The following is a 17913-nucleotide window of genomic DNA, read 5'->3' as shown; positions in this document are numbered from 1 at the left end:
GGTCCCAGCCGATGACTGGCACCAGTGCCATAATCCCTCCCCGCTCATGCCAGAGACGGATCAATGACCACCGAACGCTACGACCAGCTCGCCATCTTCGCCGCCGTCGCCCAGGAGCGCAGCTTCACCCGCGCAGCGGCCAAGCTGGGCATGTCGCAACCGGCGCTGAGCCGGGCGATGCGTCAGTTGGAGGAGCGGCTGGGGGTCAGGCTGCTCTCGCGCACCACGCGAAGTGTCGCCCCGACCGAAGCCGGTGAACACCTGCTGCGGGTGGTCGCGCCGCGATTCGAAGAGATCGATAACGAGATGGCGATGCTCAGTGAGTTTCGCGATAAGCCGGCGGGTAAGTTGCGCATCACTGCCGGTGAGCACTCTGCGATCACGATCTTGCAATCCGTTCTCGCCAGGCTGCTGCCAAACAATCCCGATCTCAATATCGAAATCATCGTCGACTACGGTTTTACCGATATCGTCGCGGAGGGTTTCGACGCCGGTGTCCGGCTGGGCCCACAGGTCGCCAAGGACATGATCGCCATGCGTATCGGCCCTGATATGCGCATGGCGGTTGTGGGCTCGCCAGCGTATTTCGGCCGATACCCCAAGCCAGTCATCCCTGACGACCTCACGGCGCACAATTGCATCAACCTGCGCATGCCGACCCATGGCGGCCTTTACATCTGGGAGTTCGAGAAAAACGGACAGGAAGTGAACGTCCGAGTGGAAGGCCAGTTGGTGTTCAATACCATCGCGATGCGCCTGGAGGCGGCCCTCCAAGGGTTGGGGCTGGCCTACATGCCGGAGGACCAGGTGCAAGACGCTGTCGCGCAAGGCCGGTTGATTCGGGTGCTGGAAGATTGGTGCGAGCCGTTTTCCGGCTACCACCTCTACTATCCCAGTCGCCGCCAAAGTTCACCGGCCTTTACGCTGCTGCGCGAAGCCTTGCGCTACGTGGGTTGATTGGCCTGGACGGTGTCCAACGCTTCACTGGTACGCTTGGCCGCGGCGGCGTCGCCCTGCTCGTCCAGTAGCTGGATCAGTTGCCGCAGCTGTGCAGCGCTCAAGCCGACTCGCAGGCTGGCGGCCAGGTGCGAGCGCAGTTGCGACTCCACGCCGGGAGTGACCGCCAGCGCGGCGACTGTCGCCAGCTCGCGGCTTTGCCAGTCCAGGTTGTCACGCTCGAAAATGTCGCCAAACAGGTGCGTCTGCAAGTACTGGTTGATGACCGGGACGAAGTCGAACAACGGCCCCTGGACGGGCGCACCGGCAATGCGCGTCTGATTGGCCGTGCCCGCCGCCAGCAGCTCATCGCCGGTAGGAATCAGGCGAGCGGGCTCGCGTCCCGGGTCGTCCTGGACGCCGCGTTGCTTGCGCGCCTCCACCACTTTCATCAATTCGCCGAGGGCGTTGAGGCTGCGGGGAAAGCCACTGTAGGCATAAAGCTGCACCAGGATTTCCTTCGCCTCGCTGACGGTAAGGCCGGCATCCAGCCCTTGATTCAAAGCAGTGTTGAGACCAGGCATATTGCTCGTCGCCATGGCGGCGGCAATCAGCGGGATGGCTTGCTGCTTGGCCGACAGGGTTTGCGAAACCGCCACGGTATCCGGCCTGGCCGTTGTCGTAGACGCTCCAGCGGCGCCGTACTGTTCTTCGCTGACCTTCTCCATCCACTCCACGCTCTTGCCCTCCACCGTCCCAGTGACGGCCAGGTGAGTCATGGCGCTCGTCGGCGCAGCACCATGCCAATGCTTGACACCTGGCGGGCAAACGATCACGTCGCCCGGACGGATCTGCTGCACGGGCTTGCCCCACTCCTGCGTCAGTCCAACACCGGAAATCACCACCAAGCGTTGACCGGCGGGATGGGTATGCCAAGCCGAGCGCGCGCCCGGTTCGAAGCTGACGTAGGCGCCGGAGGCGCTCACTTGATCGGTAGCCGGGAACAATGGATCGACCCGCACTCGCCCGGTGAAATAGTCCGCCGGGCCTGCGACCGAAGCCTGGCTGCCGGCCCGGCTGATCTGCTGCGAAGTCCGGGATTCGCTGGAGCTTTCCGTACTGGCGGCGTCGGCAAAAGGCACCGCCGCGCATAGCGCAAAACAAAGGCTACCCGCCTTGGCTGCGGCGGGTACTTTCGGTGGGGTCGAACGCAGAGTCATTTGGCTTCCTCTCGATTGATATCGCAGAGAAGCAAATTACCCTTGCCGCATTAATCGATAAACCATGCCAGTTACATAGCACTCATATCGCAATCGTATAAATACAACGGGACAACGCGACTTACCTTTTCTCAACCAATCGCAGTGACTGCGCCCCCTCCAGCGATAGGTGAATCACAGCAGCCCTGCTCGGGAAGTTCGGCGCATCGTCATCGGTATTCTCCATCACAGGAATGTCGATCAGGGTCTGCTCACCCGTCGGGTCGCTGACCAGCTTGGCATCCAGTTTGTCGATGGCACGCCAGCTGTCGCCCCCGATGCGCATCACGTCCAACAGGCTGTAGTGCGGCACACCTTCTTCGTTCTCTTCGGGCGTAAAGGCCGCCAGGTATTGGCTGTAGTTGTTGCCCATACCAAAACCCTCGATGGTGAAGACCGCGAGGGTGACCTGGCTGTCCTCGCCAGTGTCCAGCGTCTGCACCAGCGTCGCTTCCGGGTAGCCGGTGGCATAGCTGTCCTTGATGAGCGCCACCAAGTGCCCGATCTGTGCTTCCAGGGCTTTCGGAACGGGTTTCGATTCAGCGGCGTGAGTCAGGGTGCAGGTGAAAAACAAGGCAGCGGTCAGCAGGCGCAATTTCATGAAAGTGAATGTCCAGGGGCGTCGGGAGGTCTGCGCGCAATGGTAGCGGTTGGCAAGGGATTTGGTAGCCCGGTGTCGATAGGTTTTGTGGTGGGGTGCACAACCTTGCTCGCCAAAGCGGTGGATCAGTGCGCATTGAGGTTGGATGCACTGCCGCCATCGCGAGCAAGCTCGCTCCCACAGTGGATTTGGGGTGCTGCACGGTACTTGAAACCTATGCAGGACCCTTGTGGGAGCGAGCTTGCTCGCGATAGCGGAATGTCAGGCGACATGGATGTTGAACGGGCTGGCCTCATCGCGAGCAGGCTCGCTCCCACAGTGGATTTGGGGTGCTGCACGGTACTTGAAACCTATGCAGGCCCCTTGTGTGCGAGCTTGCTCGCGATAGCGGTGGGTCAGTTCGCAATCGATGTTGGATGCTTCAAGTCATCGATGCACTGGCAGCAGCCTGCGCAAACCCCCGCCGCAAGTCCTCGATCAACACCTCGACATCCTCCAACCCCACATGCAAGCGCACTACCGGATTCAATGCCCGATCCTCGGCACGTTGCCGATCCTGGGTATCAGCAACGGTCACCAGGCTCTCAAATCCCCCCCAGGACGCGCCCAACCCAAACACCTGCAATGCGTCGATGAATCGCTCCAGGTAAGCGTCGTCGTGTTCGCGAAGTTCAAAGGACAGCAACCCATTGCTGCCCTTGAAATCCCGCTGCCACAATCCGTGGCCGGGATGCTCGGGCAGCGCGGGATGGAAGACCCGCTTCACCTGCGGTTGCGCCTGCAGCCAATGGGCGATTTCCAGGGCCTGGCGCTCATGGGTGTCCAGGCGTGGCACGAGGGTGCGCGCGCCACGCAGGACCAAGTAGGCGTCGTCGGGGCTGACGGTGTTGCCGAAGCTGTCGCTCATGGCCGCCAGTGCCGGCCAAGCCTCCTGACGCGTGCACACGCTGCCCATGACCACGTCGCTGTGGCCGCTCAGGTATTTGGTCAGGGCCATGATCGAGATGTCGGCGCCTAATGCCAGTGGCCGGTACAACACGCCCGAACCCCAAGTATTGTCCACCGCCAGCAAGATGCCGCGCGGCTTGCAGAGTGCGGCGATGGCCGGCAAGTCGCAGAGCTCGTACAGCAAGGAACCGGGCACTTCGGTGTAGACCATTTTGGTGTTGGCCTGCAACCTTCCAGGCAGGTCGCTGCCGTCGGGGGCGAAGTAGTCGACTTCTATGCCGAAGGCCTCGAGGAAGTCCCGGGCCACACGCCGTACCGGGGCATACACCGCATCGGTGATCAGCACATGATCGCCAGGCCGCAGGTAGGCCAGGAAGGTTTGCGCCACGGCAGCCAACCCGGTGCCAAACAGCCGAGTGCGGTAGCCACCCTCCAATTCAGTGACGAGGTCTTCCAGGGCGAAGGCCGTCGGATTGCCCCGGGCGCCATAACTCAGGACGCGCTCGCTGTCGCGCCGGGCACGGGCGTCACGCATCTGGGCCAGGTTGTCGAACAGCACCGTGCTCAGGCGGCTGACCGGTACGTTGACGGGCCTGGCACCGACGCCCTTTGCGGTGCGCGCGCCATGGACCAGACGGGTCCGCAGCCGCTCAGCGACAATGCTTTGAGGCTGTCCCTGCAATGGCTTGAGGCTGGCGATCTCCTCCTCGCTCATTTGCGCCAGCAGACCGATTTCCCACGCCAGGTATTGGCGCGCCGCGTCCTTGTTGCCAGCGTGGCGGTCGTGGGTGAAAAACAGGAAATCGATGCACTGTGCATCCGGCAATGTATCGGCGCCTTCTTGCAGCAACAGGCCCGCCGAGCACCAGGCATCCGGACCGCCTTCCAGCAAACGGACCTCCGCTTGAGGCAGCTCCAGTGCCGCCAGGGCGGCGAGTCGGGCGTCATCGGCCACCAGCACCAGCGGCCGCTGCTCACCCGCCAGCGCACGGGCCAATAACGGCCGGATCGACCAACGCGCCCCGGCGATATGACCTTTGCGATACGCCCGGCTCGAACGCAGGTCGATCAAGACCACTGCGTCATCCTTCAGGGCGTCGGCCAAGGCCTGCACACTGATCAGCGGCAACTTTTCAGGCGCGACGCCGGCTGGAGCCGGTAATGCCAGGCCACTGCTCAACCCACCGGACAACACAAAGGCCTCGTGCCCCAGCTGCCGCAGCCAACTGGCGATGATCGGTGCGCGCACGCCGTCGTTGTCGAACAGCACCACCCGCGCCTGGCGCACGCCCACGTACAGATCGGTGGATTGAATCAACTGCCCGCCCGGCGTGTGTTGCGCACCCGACAACGTGCCAGCGGCAAACTCCTCGGCGGTGCGCACGTCGCAGAGGAACAGACTGCGCCTGGCGTCCGCGGCCCACTGCTCGACCTGGGCAACCCCAACGACAGGCGCTCCGGCCCGCTCGGCCAGCTGTGTCGCCGCCAAGCGCTGCCCCGGCAACGTGCTGCTCGACACCTCATCGGCATAACGACGCTCGCTGCCGTGTTCCAGTTGAAGATCTTCCAGGTGCCAGCCTTGCGTACCGTTTTCCAGGGCATAGATCGGGTTTTTCAAACCCAGGTCGATCAACGTCTGGGCGCCAATGATGCTGCGGGTCCGGCCGGCGCAATTGACCACGATGGGGGTCTGCTCGTCCGGCACCAGGTCGTGCACGCGGTAGCCCAGTTCGCCGTTGGGGCAACAGATCGAACCGGGAATGGTCATCTTGCGATACTCCTCCAACGGTCGGCCGTCGAGGATCACCAGCGGCTCACCCCGGGCCTGCCACTGCGCCAGTTGGCGGGCGCTGACGTGAGGCGTGTGACGGACCGCCTCCACCTGCTCGCCAAAGGCCTTGGACGGCACGTGCACACCAGCAAACAGCTGATAGCCGGCGGCCTGCCAGCCATCGGCGCCGCCCTCCAGGATGTGCACATTGACATAACCCAACGCTTGCAGGCGTTGCGCCGCACGGGCCGCCAGATCCCCGCCATCCTGATCATGGAGCACCAACCGCACCTGGAGGTTCGGCGCCAGCCGCCGCACTTCCAACTCCAAACGGCTATAGGGCAGGCTCACCCCGAAAAACAGATGGGCTTCGCCATATTGGCCGTGCTCACGCACATCAAACAGGGCGATTTCCTGCCCGTCGAACAACCACTGCTGCAGTTGCTGGGGAGTTAGGGTCTGGCTCATGGGAGTCCCGCTGGAAAAATGGAGTGACTGGAACGCAAGGTTGGCGTCAGTGGGCATAGGCCTTGATCGACGGGGCCATTTGCGAGGCGTTGTAATTGAGGATGCGCCCGTCGGCTTCGACGCCGTAACGGCCGTTGAGTGACTCCAGCGGCAAGCCATAGAGATGGAAATGCAGGGTCGGTTGCTCGCCTGCGACCCGAATGCCATGCAGGTCCTCACCCAGGAACGCGATGGATGTACCGGGCTGCACGATTACCTCTTTTTCCAGGTGCAAGGTGGTGTATCCCGGTTCGCGACCCTCATCATCGCGTTGATAGACGTAGTTGATTTCCTGGCCTTCAATGGCGCTGATGATGGCCCAGGTCTCGTGGTTGTGGGGGATGGTGCTTTTGCCCGGTAGCAGCGAGTTCAGGTACAGCGTCGGGGTGTCGCCGTCGTCATTGAGGCGATAGCGAAACGCGGTGCTGCCCTGCCCCGGTTCCGGTGCCGGAAAGGCCTCGAAGTTGAACAGGTCGCGGCGCTCGGCCAGGGCTTCCAGCAGCACGACAATCTGCTTGAGCGCGGCTCGGTCGACGCCACGCTGGTGAATGACGCGCACTTCCTTGAGGAAGTTCTCGATGATATCGGCACGGTCAGGGGTGGTCATGGCAGGCTCCTTTTTAGACAGACAGGCTGTAGCGACTCAGGTTGGTCAACAGGTAAGGATCATCGGCGATGGGCGGCCGCCGCCCCGGGTCACCCAAGGCATGGCGCAGAAACTCCCGGGTGCGCTCGCTGGTGGGGTGCTGGAAAATCCGCGCGGCGCTACCGTGCTCGACGATCACGCCGTTCTCGGTGAAATAGACGACATCGCTGATCTCCTCGGCGAAACGCATTTCGTGGGTCACCAGTACACAGGTCATGCCCTCCTCGGTCAGCTCGCGAATCACCGTCAACACCTCGCCGACCGTTTCCGGGTCCAGGGCCGAGGTCACTTCATCGAACAGGATCAGCTCCGGCCGCATCGCCAGGGCGCGGGCAATCGCCACCCGTTGTTGCTGGCCGCCCGAGAGTTGTCCCGGATAGGCATCGGCCTTGTGCTCCATGCGCACCTTGGCGAGCAAGGCGCGGGCATCTTTCTCGGCGTCGGCCCGATTGCGGCCCAGGACCTTGCGCGGCGCAATCACCAGGTTCTCCAGCACCGACAGATGCGGGAACAGGTTGTACTGCTGGAACACAAACCCCACGCGCTTGCGCAACTCGATGCGCTGGGCTTCCTGGGCCAGGGTGTGGACCTCGGTGGCACCAACACGGATGCTGCCGCGCTGGGGTTGCAACAGGCCGGTGATGCAACGCAGGATCGTCGACTTGCCCGAGCCGGAAGGGCCGATGATCGACACGGCTTCGCCACGGCGCACGTCCAGGTCAATGCCCTTGAGCACCGGGTTGCTGCCGAACGACAAGTGCAGGTCGCGCAGGCTGACCAGGGGTTCGGCGACGGTTTCAGTAGAAGGCATAACGTCGCTCCAGGTATTGGGTAAGGCGGGAAATCGGGTAGCAATAAGCAAAGAACAGCACCAGCAGGCTCAGGTAGATCACCACGGTGAAGCCGGTCAGGTTCACGGTGTTGCTGGCGATCTGCGCGGTGTCGATCACGTCGTGCACGCCCACCAGGGAAGCCAGTGCGGTGCCCATGGTGATCACCGCGTAGAGGTTCATCCACGGCGGCAACATGCGCTTGAAGCACTGCGGCAGGATGATCGAGCGGAAAATCTGCCCACGGGTGAACGCCAGGGAACGCGCCGCCTCCCATTGGGTGCTGGGAATCGAGGCGATGGCGCCACGGAAGATTTCCGCGACATTGGCGCTGGCGGGCAAAGCCAGGCCGAGGGTGACCTTGACCCAGTCGGGGAACGCGACATAGGTACTGCCGATACGAACCTCGAACGGGAACACATACGTAGTGAAGTAGATCAGCACCAGCCAGGGCGCGTTGCGGAAGACCTGCACCCAGATCCGCGCCGGCCAGCGCAGCAAGCGCAGGGGCGACAGGACCATGGCACCGACCAACAGCCCCGCCGCAGAACCCAGCCCAATGGCCAGCAGGCTGATGAGAATGTTCTGGCCGAACCCTGCGGCCAGGGCCGGCGACCATTGCAACAAGGCCTTGAACACCGGACTGTGCGGGGCGACATACACCAGCCAGGACAACGTCGCCAGCCCCAGCAGCACTTTGCCGAAATGTCGCCGCGGCCAGGCCAGTGGCGCGATGACGGACGAATCAATGGCCATAGCCGGGCATCCTCAGGCGCGCTTCGAGATAGCGCCCCACACAGTTGACGGTGAAACTCAACAGGCCGAAAAAGCCCAGGATCAGGATCATCAGCTCCAGCACGTTATCGCTCTGGGTCCAGATCATGATGGCCGCATAGGTGATGTCGCCCACGGCAATGGCCGAGGCCACGGCGGTCATTTTCACCAAGTCGATCAGGTTGTTGATCAGCGACGGCAAGGCAAAACGCAGGGCCAGGGGCAGTTGCACGTTCCATAACAATTGGCGGCTGTTGAAGGCCAGCGAACTGGCCGCCTCCAGGGTCACCGTGGGCACGGCCTCGATGCCGGCCCGCAGCGCCTCGGCATGGAACGCGCCCTTGTGCAGCGAGATCACGATCACCACCCAGGCGAAGGGGGTCAGCGGGTTGGCCGTACCGACGGCCTCGGTCAGCAGCATGTTCAGCACCAGGAAGGCGCAATACAGCTGCACCAGGGTCGGCGTGTTGCGCGTGACTTCGACAAACACCCGCGCAGGCCTTGCAAGCCAGGCCTTGCCCGAGGTCAACAGCGCCGCCAGGCCGACGCCCGCCAACAGGCTGCCGACGATGGTCAGCAGGCACAGCAACACCGTGGTCAACGCGCCCTGCTCCAGCGTGCCGCGCTGATAGGCATCGAGCAGAAAGTTGTAGTTGAGGCCGAGTCCGGCGCTCCAATGGACGAATTGCTCCAGCCAATGGGTCATGGTTCGCCCCTCAATTGGCCGCAGGCGTGGGCAATACGGCGGCCCGCTTCGGCGACGGTTTCAGTCGCCGTGGCGATGGACAGGCGAAACCACGGCGACAAGCCATAGGCACTGCCTGCAACGCCAGCCACGCCCTCGTCCAGCAGGTACGCAACGACATCGGCATCGTGCTCCAGCCGCTGACCGTCCGGGCGATAGCGCCCCAACAACCCGGCGCAGCACACAAAGACGAAAAAACCACCGTGAGGCTCGAGGACTTCAAGGCCCTCGACATTGCGCAAGGTGCTCACCAGCACATCACGGCGCTGACGATAGGCCGCGACCTGTTCCGGCAAGAAATCCAGCCCGCCCTCGAAGGCCGCCAAGGCCGCCGCCTGGCCGACCGAGGACGCCCCGGAGGTCGATTGCGATTGCACCACGGTCATGGCATCGGTCAGCGCTTGCGGCCCGGCACCGAAACCGATGCGCCAACCGGTCATGGCATAGGTTTTCGACACCCCGCCCACCAGCAGGCAGCGCGATTGCAAATCCGGCGCGACGTTGAGCAGGTTCTGGGATGGGCGCCCGTCGAAACGAATATGTTCGTAGAGTTCATCCAGCAGAATCAACACGTGGGCATGTCGGCGCAGCACCTGGGCCAAACCTTGCAGTTCTGCCTCGCTGTACACCGCGCCACTGGGGTTGCCGGGGCTGTTGAGGATCAGCCAGCGCGTGCGCTCGCCGATGTGTTGCTCCAGTTGTCGAGGCGTGAGCTTGCAGCCTTGGCCCAGCCCACATTCGATGAACACCGGCTCACCACCGTTGAAGCGCACGCTGTCCGGAAAGGACGGCCAGTATGGCGTCGGTACCAGCACCTCGTCGCCGTCATCGAGGGTCGCGGCGAAGGCATTGAAGATGATCTGTTTCGCACCGTTGGCAATCACAATGGATGCCAGCGGATAGTCCAGCTGGTTTTCCGTGCGCAGCTTGCGTTGCACCGCCACTCGCAAGGCCTTCACACCCGGCGTCGGCGTGTACTTGGTGGCGCCGGCGGCAATGGCGGCATAGGCGGCCTGCTTGATGTGCGCCGGCGTATCGAAATCCGGCTCACCGGTGGTCAGGTCGAGAATGTCGCGACCGGCGTCACGCAGGGCCGTGGCCCGGGACTTGGCGGCGGCATTGGCGGACAGCGAGACACGCTGCATGCGCTTGGACAGGTAAAGCGTCATGGCTGAATTTGCTCCAGGACCTTGCCCGGATTGAGCAGATTGCGCGGATCCAGGGCCTGCTTGATCCGGTGCATCAGGTCCAGTTCCACGGTACTTTTGTAACGCCCCAGCTCGTTCACCTTGCGCTGGCCGATCCCGTGTTCAGCACTGATCGAGCCGCCATGGGCGTGGGCGCTGTCGTGGACCAGTCGGCTGAGGGCGGCGTAATGGGCCATGTGCGCGTCGACCGTGGAGTCCAGCGGATGGGCGACGTTGTAATGCAGGTTGCCGTCCCCCAAGTGACCGAAGGTGTAATGCCGCACGCCGGGAAACCGCTCCTGCAACAGCGCGTCGGTATGGGCAACAAACGCCACGACCTGGGAAATCGGCACCGAGATATCATGCTTCATGTTGCGACCGGCACGCTTTTGCGCATCGCTCATGTTTTCCCGCAGCTGCCAGAACGCCTGGCTCTGGACGAGGTTTTCGGCGATCAGCGCATCGGCCAGCAGGTGCTGCTCGAAGGCTTCACCCAGTACCTGCTCGAAAACTTCCCGTGCATGGGATTCACTGTGGTTATCGGACAGTTCCAACAGCGCGAACCAAGGCTGGCGAGCACTGGCGAAGGGACGCGGACCGTCGGGGAACTGCTCGCGCAATAGTGCAAGGCACTCGGCACTGAGCAACTCGAAGGCCGTCAGGCTGGCACCAAAGCCGGCGCGGGCATGGGACAACAAGGCCACTGCCTGCTCCAGGGAGTCGAACGCCAGAAGCGCGGTGGCCTGGGCCTTGGGCAGCGGAAACAGCTTCAGGGTCGCGGCGGTGATAATGCCGAGCGTGCCTTCGCTGCCGATAAACAGGTCCCGCAAATCGTAGCCGGTATTGTCCTTGCGCAAGCCGCGCAGGCCATCCCAAACTTCACCCTGGGCGGTCACGACTTCCAGGCCCAGGGTCAATTCACGGGTATTGCCGTAGCGCAGCACCGCGGTGCCGCCGGCATTGGTGCCCAGGTTGCCGCCGAGGGTGCAACTGCCTTCGGCACCGAGGCTCAAGGGGAACAAGCGACCGGCTTGGCGGGCAACGTCCTGGACGGTTTGCAGGATGCAGCCCGCCTCGACGGTCAGGGTGTCGTTGTCGGTGTCCACGGCGCGTACCCGATTCATTCGGTCGAGCAACAGCAACACGGCACGGCCACTGGCGTCCGGGGTGGCGCCACCCATCAATCCGGTATTGCCGCCCTGCACCACCACCGGTGTGTCAGTCGCGGCGCAAGCCCGGACCACCGCCGCGACCTCTTCGGTACTGGCCGGATGTACCGCGGCAATCACCTGGCCGACGTAACGACCCTGCTTGTCGGTCAGGTACGGCGCGGCGTCTTCGCTGCCCTGTACATGCTTGGCGCCGACCAGTGCCTGCAACGTCAAAAACAACGACTGGCTCATGGTTGCGCGGCCAGGGGGGCCGCCTGACTGTACTTGGCATGCAGATCACGCAAGGCCTGGGACGGCGCCATGCCGGTGCGCTCGCCCAGCTCGATCAGCCAGCCGCTGCGGTGCCAGTCGCGCACGATGGCATCGAGTTTGGCCTGGGTGTCGTGCTCGCCCTTGCGCAGCCAGATCACCGAATTCGATGGGATCAGATCCCCCGGCAGCGGGATTTCATAACCGGCCCATTCGGCTTCGCTCAACAGCGCATGCAGGGTCGGGCTCACGTGGACCGCTGCCACGCAGCCATTGCCGCGCAACGACAGCAGTGACTCGGACTGGCTGCGAAAAGCCTTGATCTGTGCGCCGTAGGTTTCCTGCAGGGGCTTGATGAAGTTGCTGCCCTGGGACACGCATACCGGTTTGCCTTTGAGGTCGGCCCACTGGCGGATGCCGGAACCCTTGCGAATCAGCGCCGCCCCACCGACCTCTTCATAGGGCGTCGGCACGTAGTCGAGAATCTCGCCACGCTCTTCGGTGAACTGCATGTTGGCGATCAGGATGTCGACTTTGCCCTGTTGCAGGAATTGCACACGGTTTGGCGCCAGCACCGACACGGTCTGGGTCTCCACCCCCAGCGCCTTGCCGATGCCCTGGGCCAACTCGACGTTGTAGCCCAGGTGCTCGCCTGTCTTGGGGTCGATGGTGCCGAACGGCGCGCCACTGAGCATCACCCCGACGCTGATGGCATGCCGCTGCTCGATCCTGTCCAGCGTGGCATCGGCCTGGGCCAGGCTGGCCGCGCAGCCGACGGACCACGCCAGGCACAGGCTGACCAGGGTTCGTGGTGCGAAAAATGAAATCATGGGCAATGACCTTGAACGTCGGTGGTTGAAGAGAGAAAACAGGCGTGATGATCCTCAGGCGCCGTTGGCCTGGAACTGTTTCTGCAACTCCACCAAGGCGGGTGACGCCGGGGTGATGCGGTTACGGGTCTGGGCCTCGATCAGCCAGCCGCTGCGGTGCAATTGCTTGATGATCGGATCAAGCTTGGCCTGGGTATCGCTTTCACCCTTGCGCGTCCAGATCACCGAGGGCGCCGGGTTCAGCTCCGGGCTCAGGGCGCGGTAACCCTGCCATTCGGCGTTGTCGGCAATCAGTGGATTGATCAGCGTGGCGTCGTGCACCGCCGCAACGCAGTTGTTGCCACGCAGTGCCAGGAGTGATTCCGAGGAACTCTTGAAAGCCTTGATCTGGACGCCCAACTCGGTGAGCGGCTTGATGTAGCTGCTGCCCTGGGAGGTGCACACCGGTTGATTCTTCAGGTCTTCCCAGCGGCTGATCGTGCTGTCCTTGAGCACCGCCGCGGTACCACCGACGCGGTAGAACGGCGTGGGTACGAACCCGAGGATTTCACCGCGCTCGGCGGTCCATTCCATATTGGCGATCAGCACATCGACTTTGCCCTGCTGCAGGAACTGCACGCGGTTGGCGGGCAATACCGGCACCAGTTGCACCTCGGCGCCCAGTTGCCGGCCCAATTCCTGAGCGAGGTCGACGTTCAAGCCGCGCGGTTTCTGGGTGGCGGGGTCGATGCCGCCGAACGGGCCACCAGATAGCAGAACACCCACCACCAGTTCGTGGCGCTGTTCGATCTTGTCCAGGGTGGCATCGGCCTGGGCGATGTTGACGGCTGACAATGAAATCAAGGCGCCCAGCATGACAGGCAACAATCGTTTTACGGGTGAGCGCTCGAGCAACATGGATTTCCCCTCATGGATGGCCGGCGTCCCCCGACCTGATGAGTGGGCATCCTAGGTAGCACTTGGAGGCAAAGGAAATTCAAATATCTAATATCGTTATAACTTTCAGGGTTTGGTTTCCAGGCGAAAAACTTATAACCGCTGTTTTACTGGCTTGCAGTCAAGCCCCCGTCGCAAGACTCCCCTCAACCCATAAAAATCTGTAATGTTTAGGTTTGCACCCTTGATGTGAAGCAACCGCCATGTCGACCCTCGATCTCGAATTACTGCGCACCTTCATCGCCGTGGTCGATCACCACAGCTTCGCCGAAGCCGGCGCCCAGTTGTCTCGCACACAATCTTCAGTGACCCAGCACATGCAACGCCTGGAACAGCAGGTCGGGGTAAGCCTGTTCGAAAAACGCGGACGGCAAAAACAGCTCACGGAAGCCGGCCAGCAATTGCTGCGGCATGCGCGACAGATGCTATCGCTCAATGACGACGTCCTCAGCTCCCTGCGTGAGAGCAGCCTCAGCGGCGTGCTGCGCATCGGTTCGCCCCACGACATCGCCGACACCATCCTGCCCCCGATCCTCAGTCACATCGCCCGCTCGGCCCCGCGCTTGCGCCTGGAAATCGATGTCGGACGCAGTCCGTTCCTGATGGACGACCTGCATCGAGGCAAGGTCGACATGATCATTTCCACCCGCCAGGATCCGAGCCTTGAAGGCTTCGCCTTGCGCACCTCACCGGTGTGGTGGATCTGCTCGGCCCAGTACCTGCACAACCCCGGCGAACCGTTGCCGCTGATTCTGGTGGATGAGCCCAGCATCTATCGCCGCTATGCCCTCGAGGCGCTCGAACGCGCCAAGATTCCCTGGCGCCAGGCCTACCTGGCCTCGAACCTGATCGGCATCAAGGCCGCGACCCGCGCGGGCCTAGGGGTTACCCCACGCAGTATGGAAATGCTCGGCCCGGACATGCGGGTATTGGGGGAAAACGATGGTTTACCGCGGCTCCCGGACGTGACTTATCACCTGTGGATTCGACCCAATACGGTCAATCCATTGGTACGCCGGGCTTACGAGTTGATCCGCAGCAACCAGGGGCACGGGAACTGATACGGCCCGTACCCCGTCGCAGGATCTTGCCCGGCGTCAGGCCCCTGAGCGAATGCGCTCGACCAGGCGAGCCTGGAGTTTTTCCAGCTCCTCGGGATCGGCCTTGCCCCGGCCATGCACACCCGGCTCCTCACCTTCCCAGCGAGGAATGATGTGCACGTGAATGTGAAAGACCGTCTGCCCGGCCACAGCGCCATTGAACTGCGCAACCTGGACCCCGTCCGGCTGCAACTCATCCACGATGATGCGCGTCAGGCGCTGCACGGCAGACATCATCGCGCCGAGGACAGCGGGCTCGACTTCAAGGATATTGCGTGCCTGGGAGGCTTTGGGGATGACCAGGACATGGCCGCGCGATTGAGGAAAGATATCCAGGAAGGCCAGCACATCGGCGTCTTCGTAAATCTTGTAGCACGGCGCATCGCCGCGAAGGATCAGCGCAAAGATGTTCTGCGGATCGTAGTGACCGTGGAGACTCATGTTCACTCCTTGAATGGGTGTGGAGAGGTGGGTTGCCGGTAAGAGATTTAGCACAGTCCAGTGGCAACGTCTCGTAAAGGCCTGCTTGAACGTCAGGGCTGGGCTTGCTGGAGAGGGTGTTGCATCCGTTGGTACGGTGCTGGAGGCCGGATCGCTATCGCGAGCAAGCTCGCTCCCACAGGGGATTTGTGGGAGGCACTCAATCACGGTCCACCGCCGGCCATTGTGGGAGCGAGCTTGCTCGCGATGGCGGCGAGTCAGTTGGCATCAGGGCTGAAGGTCGGGGCGCTTTCGCCGGCTTCCTTCAGCGTAACGGCCATTTTCTGCCGCAATTCACTTTCCGAAAACGGCTTGTGCAGAACCGGCCGCGCGGCGTACTCGGCCGGCAGCCCGCTGGCGCCGTATCCGGTGCTGAACAGAAAGGGGATTTGGCGCTCGCGAAGAATGTCGGCCACCGGGAACACACGCTCGCCAGCCAGGTTGACGTCCAGGATCGCCAGGTCCACCTGCACCGAGCCGGCGATTTCACACGCAGCAGCGAGCCGGGCGACCGAGGCCACCACTTCACATCCGAACTCTTCCAGCATCTCCTCGATCAACAGGGCAATCGCGCCTTCGTCTTCGACGACCAGCACCCGGGTTCCAGCCAATGGGCTCATGCCCCGTCCGCTCCAATCAGGAACGAAAAGCGACAGCAAACGCCCTGTGGGGCATAGGTGAGGTCAAACGTACCACCCAGGTCGCGCTCGATGCAGCGCGTCATCAGGCGTGAACCCAGCCCTTCCCGTTCCGGCGGGGATACCAGCGGCCCTCCACGCTCCTGCCAGTCAAGGGTCAGCCACGTTCCGTCCGCTTGGGTCTGCAGGTGCCAGGTGACGGCAAGCGTCCCCGTCTCCACCGACATGGCCCCGTACTTGAGCGCGTTGATCGCCAATTCATTGAGGGTCATCGTGAGGTTGAGCGCCACGCGGGTGCCGATGTCCACGCAAGCGCCCTCGATCACGACACGGCCAGGCTCATGCCCAAAGACCGGCAGCAGCACTTCATGGGCCAGGGTGTCGAGTGGCGTCTGCCCCCAATGGCGCTTGGTCAACAGATCGTGTGCACGCGACAATGCCAACAGCCTGGCCTCGAAACGCCTGTAGCCGTCCTTCGCATCCTCGGCATTGCGCGCGGTCTGGGCCGCCAGCGATTGCACCGTGGCCAGGGTGTTCTTGACCCGGTGATTGAGCTCATCGATCAGCGTTTTCTGGCGGTTCTCCGCCTGTTTTCGTTCGGAAATATCGACCAGCATGTTGATGGCACCCACCAGGTTTCCATCGGCGTCATGCAAAGGCGTGGGAAACGGCGTGAACGGTACATGGCTGCCATCCGGCCGCTCCGCGATGGCCTCGACGCCGCGTATCGGCCGGTTTTCCTTCAGCGCCACCGCCATCGGGCATTGATCGTGGGGAAGCGCGGTTCCGTCCGTGTTGAGCAGCTTCCAGGTCACACACCACATGTCGCCCAACTGCGGGGTGCGCCCCGACAGTTCGACAGCGGCGCGATTGTAGAACGTGATGTGTCCTTCGGCGTCGGTGGTGTACACCGCGGCAGGCAATGCTTCGAGCAGATTGCGCATGTGCCGTTCGCTTTCGCGGATCTGGTTTTCCATCCGCCGCGCCAGCGTGACGTCCTGCAGCACCCGCACGCCATAACGAAACGTACCGTTGGCGTCCCTCACCGACGAGCTGTGAATGTCGAGGTAGACCACCTCGCCGTCGGGCTTCAGGGCGCGCTTGCGCAGCACGTAGTTATCCAGTTCACCGGCCACCTGGCGGGCGTACAACCCTGCATCCTGGGCGATGCAGTCCGGGTGGGTGTAGTCCAGGAATGTCATCGACAGGAGCTCCTCCCGCGACCGGCCCAACATGTTGCACAGGGCGTCGTTCACCCGGAGCAAGCGACCGTCGATATCGGCTTCGGAAATCCCGATGGTCACCGCCTCATAGGTCGCTGAAAGCCGGTCGTCGCTGTCCTGGCGTGCCGCCTCGGCCGCGTGGACGCAGCTCCTGTCGATGGTGAAGCAACGGGTGTTGAAAAGCTTTCCGTCCTCGAAGCGCCCGTTCGAAGTGATGGTGACATGCTTGATCGAGCCGTCTTTCGCCCTCAGGCGCGCCGGATAACTCTCCAGACAGTCGCCACTGCCCAGCTTGGTGAGGATATCGTCGATAACCGGTTCATCGACATGAAACTCGGTGATGTGCCGCCCGATGTATTCCTCTGCCGGATAACCCAGCAGCGCCAGCTCCGCCTTGTTGGCGCGCAGGATGATGCCCTCGCCACTGACGATATGCAGGCCCACGGCGCTGTTTTCGAAAAAGTCCTCCAGGTCGGCACTCTTGCGCCGAAGCTCCTCGGCCATGGCATGGTGCGCCGAAACATCCTGGAAGCAGTTGATCACCCCTTGAATCACGCCCCAGCGATCCCGGAGGACGCGGATGTTCATCAGCGCCACGAACCGCGAGCCATCCGGGCGTTGGATGATCACTTCCTGGTTGCGCGGCGCAATGCCTGTATTGAGCGCCGCGGCCGTCGGGCAGTGTTCGAATGCCAGCGGCGTGCCATCGGCCAGGAACAATCGATGGGCGCCGCAAAAACGGTCGCCGTTCTCTCCGAGTGCCGGCGCCCTTCCCCACAGCTCGGCCGCCTCGCTGTTGTACCGGACGAGCCACCCCTGGTGATCGCAGAGGTACACTGCACCGGGAATGGCATCGAGCGCGCTCGTCCCCATTGCGATCAAGCTTTCGTATTCGCTCGGCGCATGGGTTTGCGTGGGTAGCTCTTCAATGTTCGACATCAGTCATCCTCAAACCGCCTGGCTGAAACACCCTCGCTGTCCTTCGCCCCGGTGCATCGCCCGGGTCGGTGGTTTCAGCCTCGCAGAATTCCCTTTCAAAGGCCGATAAGGCGACTGTTCACAGGGCTTCAATGGAGTCTAG

General features: G+C 62.7%; 16 protein-coding genes. 2 read left to right on the top strand and 14 right to left on the bottom strand.

Annotation, left to right across the window (positions count from 1 at the left end; all coding sequences use genetic code 11):
• Positions 1-63 precede the first annotated feature (63 nt).
• Positions 64-957 (top strand): LysR family transcriptional regulator, encoded by an 894-nt coding sequence (locus tag IB266_RS22135; RefSeq protein WP_192262441.1) that lies wholly within the window; start codon positions 64-66, stop codon positions 955-957.
• Here the strand turns inward: IB266_RS22135 and IB266_RS22130 are convergent.
• From IB266_RS22130 to IB266_RS22080, 11 genes are all read right to left on the bottom strand, one after another.
• Positions 945-2156: a cupin domain-containing carboxymuconolactone decarboxylase family protein gene (locus tag IB266_RS22130; protein ID WP_225613618.1), complete on the bottom strand. Its 1212-nt coding sequence runs from the start codon at positions 2154-2156 to the stop codon at positions 945-947. The genes IB266_RS22135 and IB266_RS22130 overlap by 13 nt on opposite strands.
• Before the next feature lie 121 nt (positions 2157-2277).
• The gene (locus IB266_RS22125; protein ID WP_060741891.1) at positions 2278-2796 is read right to left on the bottom strand and encodes a hypothetical protein; all 519 of its coding nucleotides are present in this window, start codon (positions 2794-2796) and stop codon (positions 2278-2280) included.
• 421 nt (positions 2797-3217) lie between these two features.
• Complete coding sequence (metC, locus tag IB266_RS22120) at positions 3218-5983, bottom strand: cystathionine beta-lyase (RefSeq protein ID WP_192262440.1); 2766 nt, start codon at positions 5981-5983, stop codon at positions 3218-3220.
• Between the two features lie 46 nt (positions 5984-6029).
• On the bottom strand, positions 6030-6629 hold the full coding sequence (locus IB266_RS22115) for a cysteine dioxygenase (protein ID WP_192262439.1): 600 nt from the start codon (positions 6627-6629) through the stop codon (positions 6030-6032).
• Positions 6630-6642: 13 nt separating this feature from the next.
• A complete protein-coding gene (locus IB266_RS22110; RefSeq protein WP_060741888.1) occupies positions 6643-7479 on the bottom strand; it encodes an amino acid ABC transporter ATP-binding protein in 837 nt (278 codons plus the stop codon).
• Positions 7466-8254 (bottom strand): amino acid ABC transporter permease, encoded by a 789-nt coding sequence (locus IB266_RS22105; RefSeq protein WP_192262438.1) that lies wholly within the window; start codon positions 8252-8254, stop codon positions 7466-7468. The genes IB266_RS22110 and IB266_RS22105 overlap by 14 nt, the downstream gene beginning before the upstream one ends.
• Positions 8244-8978: an amino acid ABC transporter permease gene (locus tag IB266_RS22100; RefSeq protein ID WP_192262437.1), complete on the bottom strand. Its 735-nt coding sequence runs from the start codon at positions 8976-8978 to the stop codon at positions 8244-8246. The genes IB266_RS22105 and IB266_RS22100 overlap by 11 nt, the downstream gene beginning before the upstream one ends.
• Positions 8975-10186, bottom strand: coding sequence for an aminotransferase class I/II-fold pyridoxal phosphate-dependent enzyme (locus IB266_RS22095; RefSeq protein ID WP_192262436.1), 1212 nt, complete (start codon positions 10184-10186; stop codon positions 8975-8977). The genes IB266_RS22100 and IB266_RS22095 overlap by 4 nt, the downstream gene beginning before the upstream one ends.
• Positions 10183-11607 (bottom strand): FAD-binding oxidoreductase, encoded by a 1425-nt coding sequence (locus IB266_RS22090; RefSeq protein WP_192262435.1) that lies wholly within the window; start codon positions 11605-11607, stop codon positions 10183-10185. The genes IB266_RS22095 and IB266_RS22090 overlap by 4 nt, the downstream gene beginning before the upstream one ends.
• The gene (locus IB266_RS22085) at positions 11604-12455 is read right to left on the bottom strand and encodes a transporter substrate-binding domain-containing protein (protein WP_192262434.1); all 852 of its coding nucleotides are present in this window, start codon (positions 12453-12455) and stop codon (positions 11604-11606) included. Before IB266_RS22085 ends, IB266_RS22090 begins: the two co-directional genes overlap by 4 nt.
• Before the next feature lie 54 nt (positions 12456-12509).
• A complete protein-coding gene (locus IB266_RS22080; RefSeq protein ID WP_192262433.1) occupies positions 12510-13352 on the bottom strand; it encodes a transporter substrate-binding domain-containing protein in 843 nt (280 codons plus the stop codon).
• A 242-nt stretch (positions 13353-13594) separates the two neighbouring features.
• On the opposite strand from IB266_RS22080, the gene IB266_RS22075 reads away from it, so the two are divergent.
• Entirely contained in the window at positions 13595-14452 is an 858-nt protein-coding gene (locus IB266_RS22075; protein WP_060741881.1) for a LysR substrate-binding domain-containing protein, read from the top strand.
• Between the two features lie 36 nt (positions 14453-14488).
• Here the strand turns inward: IB266_RS22075 and IB266_RS22070 are convergent, their stop codons facing one another.
• From IB266_RS22070 to IB266_RS22060, 3 genes are all read right to left on the bottom strand, one after another.
• On the bottom strand, positions 14489-14932 hold the full coding sequence (locus IB266_RS22070) for an HIT family protein (RefSeq protein ID WP_192262432.1): 444 nt from the start codon (positions 14930-14932) through the stop codon (positions 14489-14491).
• 257 nt (positions 14933-15189) lie between these two features.
• Entirely contained in the window at positions 15190-15591 is a 402-nt protein-coding gene (locus IB266_RS22065; RefSeq protein ID WP_192262431.1) for a response regulator, read from the bottom strand.
• Entirely contained in the window at positions 15588-17771 is a 2184-nt protein-coding gene (locus IB266_RS22060) for a PAS domain S-box protein (protein ID WP_192262430.1), read from the bottom strand. The genes IB266_RS22065 and IB266_RS22060 overlap by 4 nt, the downstream gene beginning before the upstream one ends.
• Between the last annotated feature and the right edge of the window lie 142 nt (positions 17772-17913).

The organism is Pseudomonas sp. Pdm06, from assembly GCF_014851795.1.
In the GTDB taxonomy this organism is placed as follows: domain Bacteria; phylum Pseudomonadota; class Gammaproteobacteria; order Pseudomonadales; family Pseudomonadaceae; genus Aquipseudomonas; species Aquipseudomonas fluorescens_AA.
The sequence above is the reverse complement of the archived record's forward strand: the minus strand, read 5'-3'. Positions and strand labels throughout refer to the sequence as shown.

Excerpts from the sequence above, each read along its gene's own strand:
- IB266_RS22135 (WP_192262441.1), top strand. The coding sequence starts at position 64 with ATGACCACCGAACGCTACGACCAGCTCGCCATCTTCGCCGCCGTCGCC.
- IB266_RS22130 (WP_225613618.1), bottom strand. The coding sequence starts at position 2,156 with ATGACTCTGCGTTCGACCCCACCGAAAGTACCCGCCGCAGCCAAGGCG.
- IB266_RS22125 (WP_060741891.1), bottom strand. The coding sequence starts at position 2,796 with ATGAAATTGCGCCTGCTGACCGCTGCCTTGTTTTTCACCTGCACCCTG.
- metC (WP_192262440.1), bottom strand. The coding sequence starts at position 5,983 with ATGAGCCAGACCCTAACTCCCCAGCAACTGCAGCAGTGGTTGTTCGAC.
- IB266_RS22115 (WP_192262439.1), bottom strand. The coding sequence starts at position 6,629 with ATGACCACCCCTGACCGTGCCGATATCATCGAGAACTTCCTCAAGGAA.
- IB266_RS22110 (WP_060741888.1), bottom strand. The coding sequence starts at position 7,479 with ATGCCTTCTACTGAAACCGTCGCCGAACCCCTGGTCAGCCTGCGCGAC.
- IB266_RS22105 (WP_192262438.1), bottom strand. The coding sequence starts at position 8,254 with ATGGCCATTGATTCGTCCGTCATCGCGCCACTGGCCTGGCCGCGGCGA.
- IB266_RS22100 (WP_192262437.1), bottom strand. The coding sequence starts at position 8,978 with ATGACCCATTGGCTGGAGCAATTCGTCCATTGGAGCGCCGGACTCGGC.
- IB266_RS22095 (WP_192262436.1), bottom strand. The coding sequence starts at position 10,186 with ATGACGCTTTACCTGTCCAAGCGCATGCAGCGTGTCTCGCTGTCCGCC.
- IB266_RS22090 (WP_192262435.1), bottom strand. The coding sequence starts at position 11,607 with ATGAGCCAGTCGTTGTTTTTGACGTTGCAGGCACTGGTCGGCGCCAAG.
- IB266_RS22085 (WP_192262434.1), bottom strand. The coding sequence starts at position 12,455 with ATGATTTCATTTTTCGCACCACGAACCCTGGTCAGCCTGTGCCTGGCG.
- IB266_RS22080 (WP_192262433.1), bottom strand. The coding sequence starts at position 13,352 with ATGTTGCTCGAGCGCTCACCCGTAAAACGATTGTTGCCTGTCATGCTG.
- IB266_RS22075 (WP_060741881.1), top strand. The coding sequence starts at position 13,595 with ATGTCGACCCTCGATCTCGAATTACTGCGCACCTTCATCGCCGTGGTC.
- IB266_RS22070 (WP_192262432.1), bottom strand. The coding sequence starts at position 14,932 with ATGAGTCTCCACGGTCACTACGATCCGCAGAACATCTTTGCGCTGATC.
- IB266_RS22065 (WP_192262431.1), bottom strand. The coding sequence starts at position 15,591 with ATGAGCCCATTGGCTGGAACCCGGGTGCTGGTCGTCGAAGACGAAGGC.
- IB266_RS22060 (WP_192262430.1), bottom strand. The coding sequence starts at position 17,771 with ATGTCGAACATTGAAGAGCTACCCACGCAAACCCATGCGCCGAGCGAA.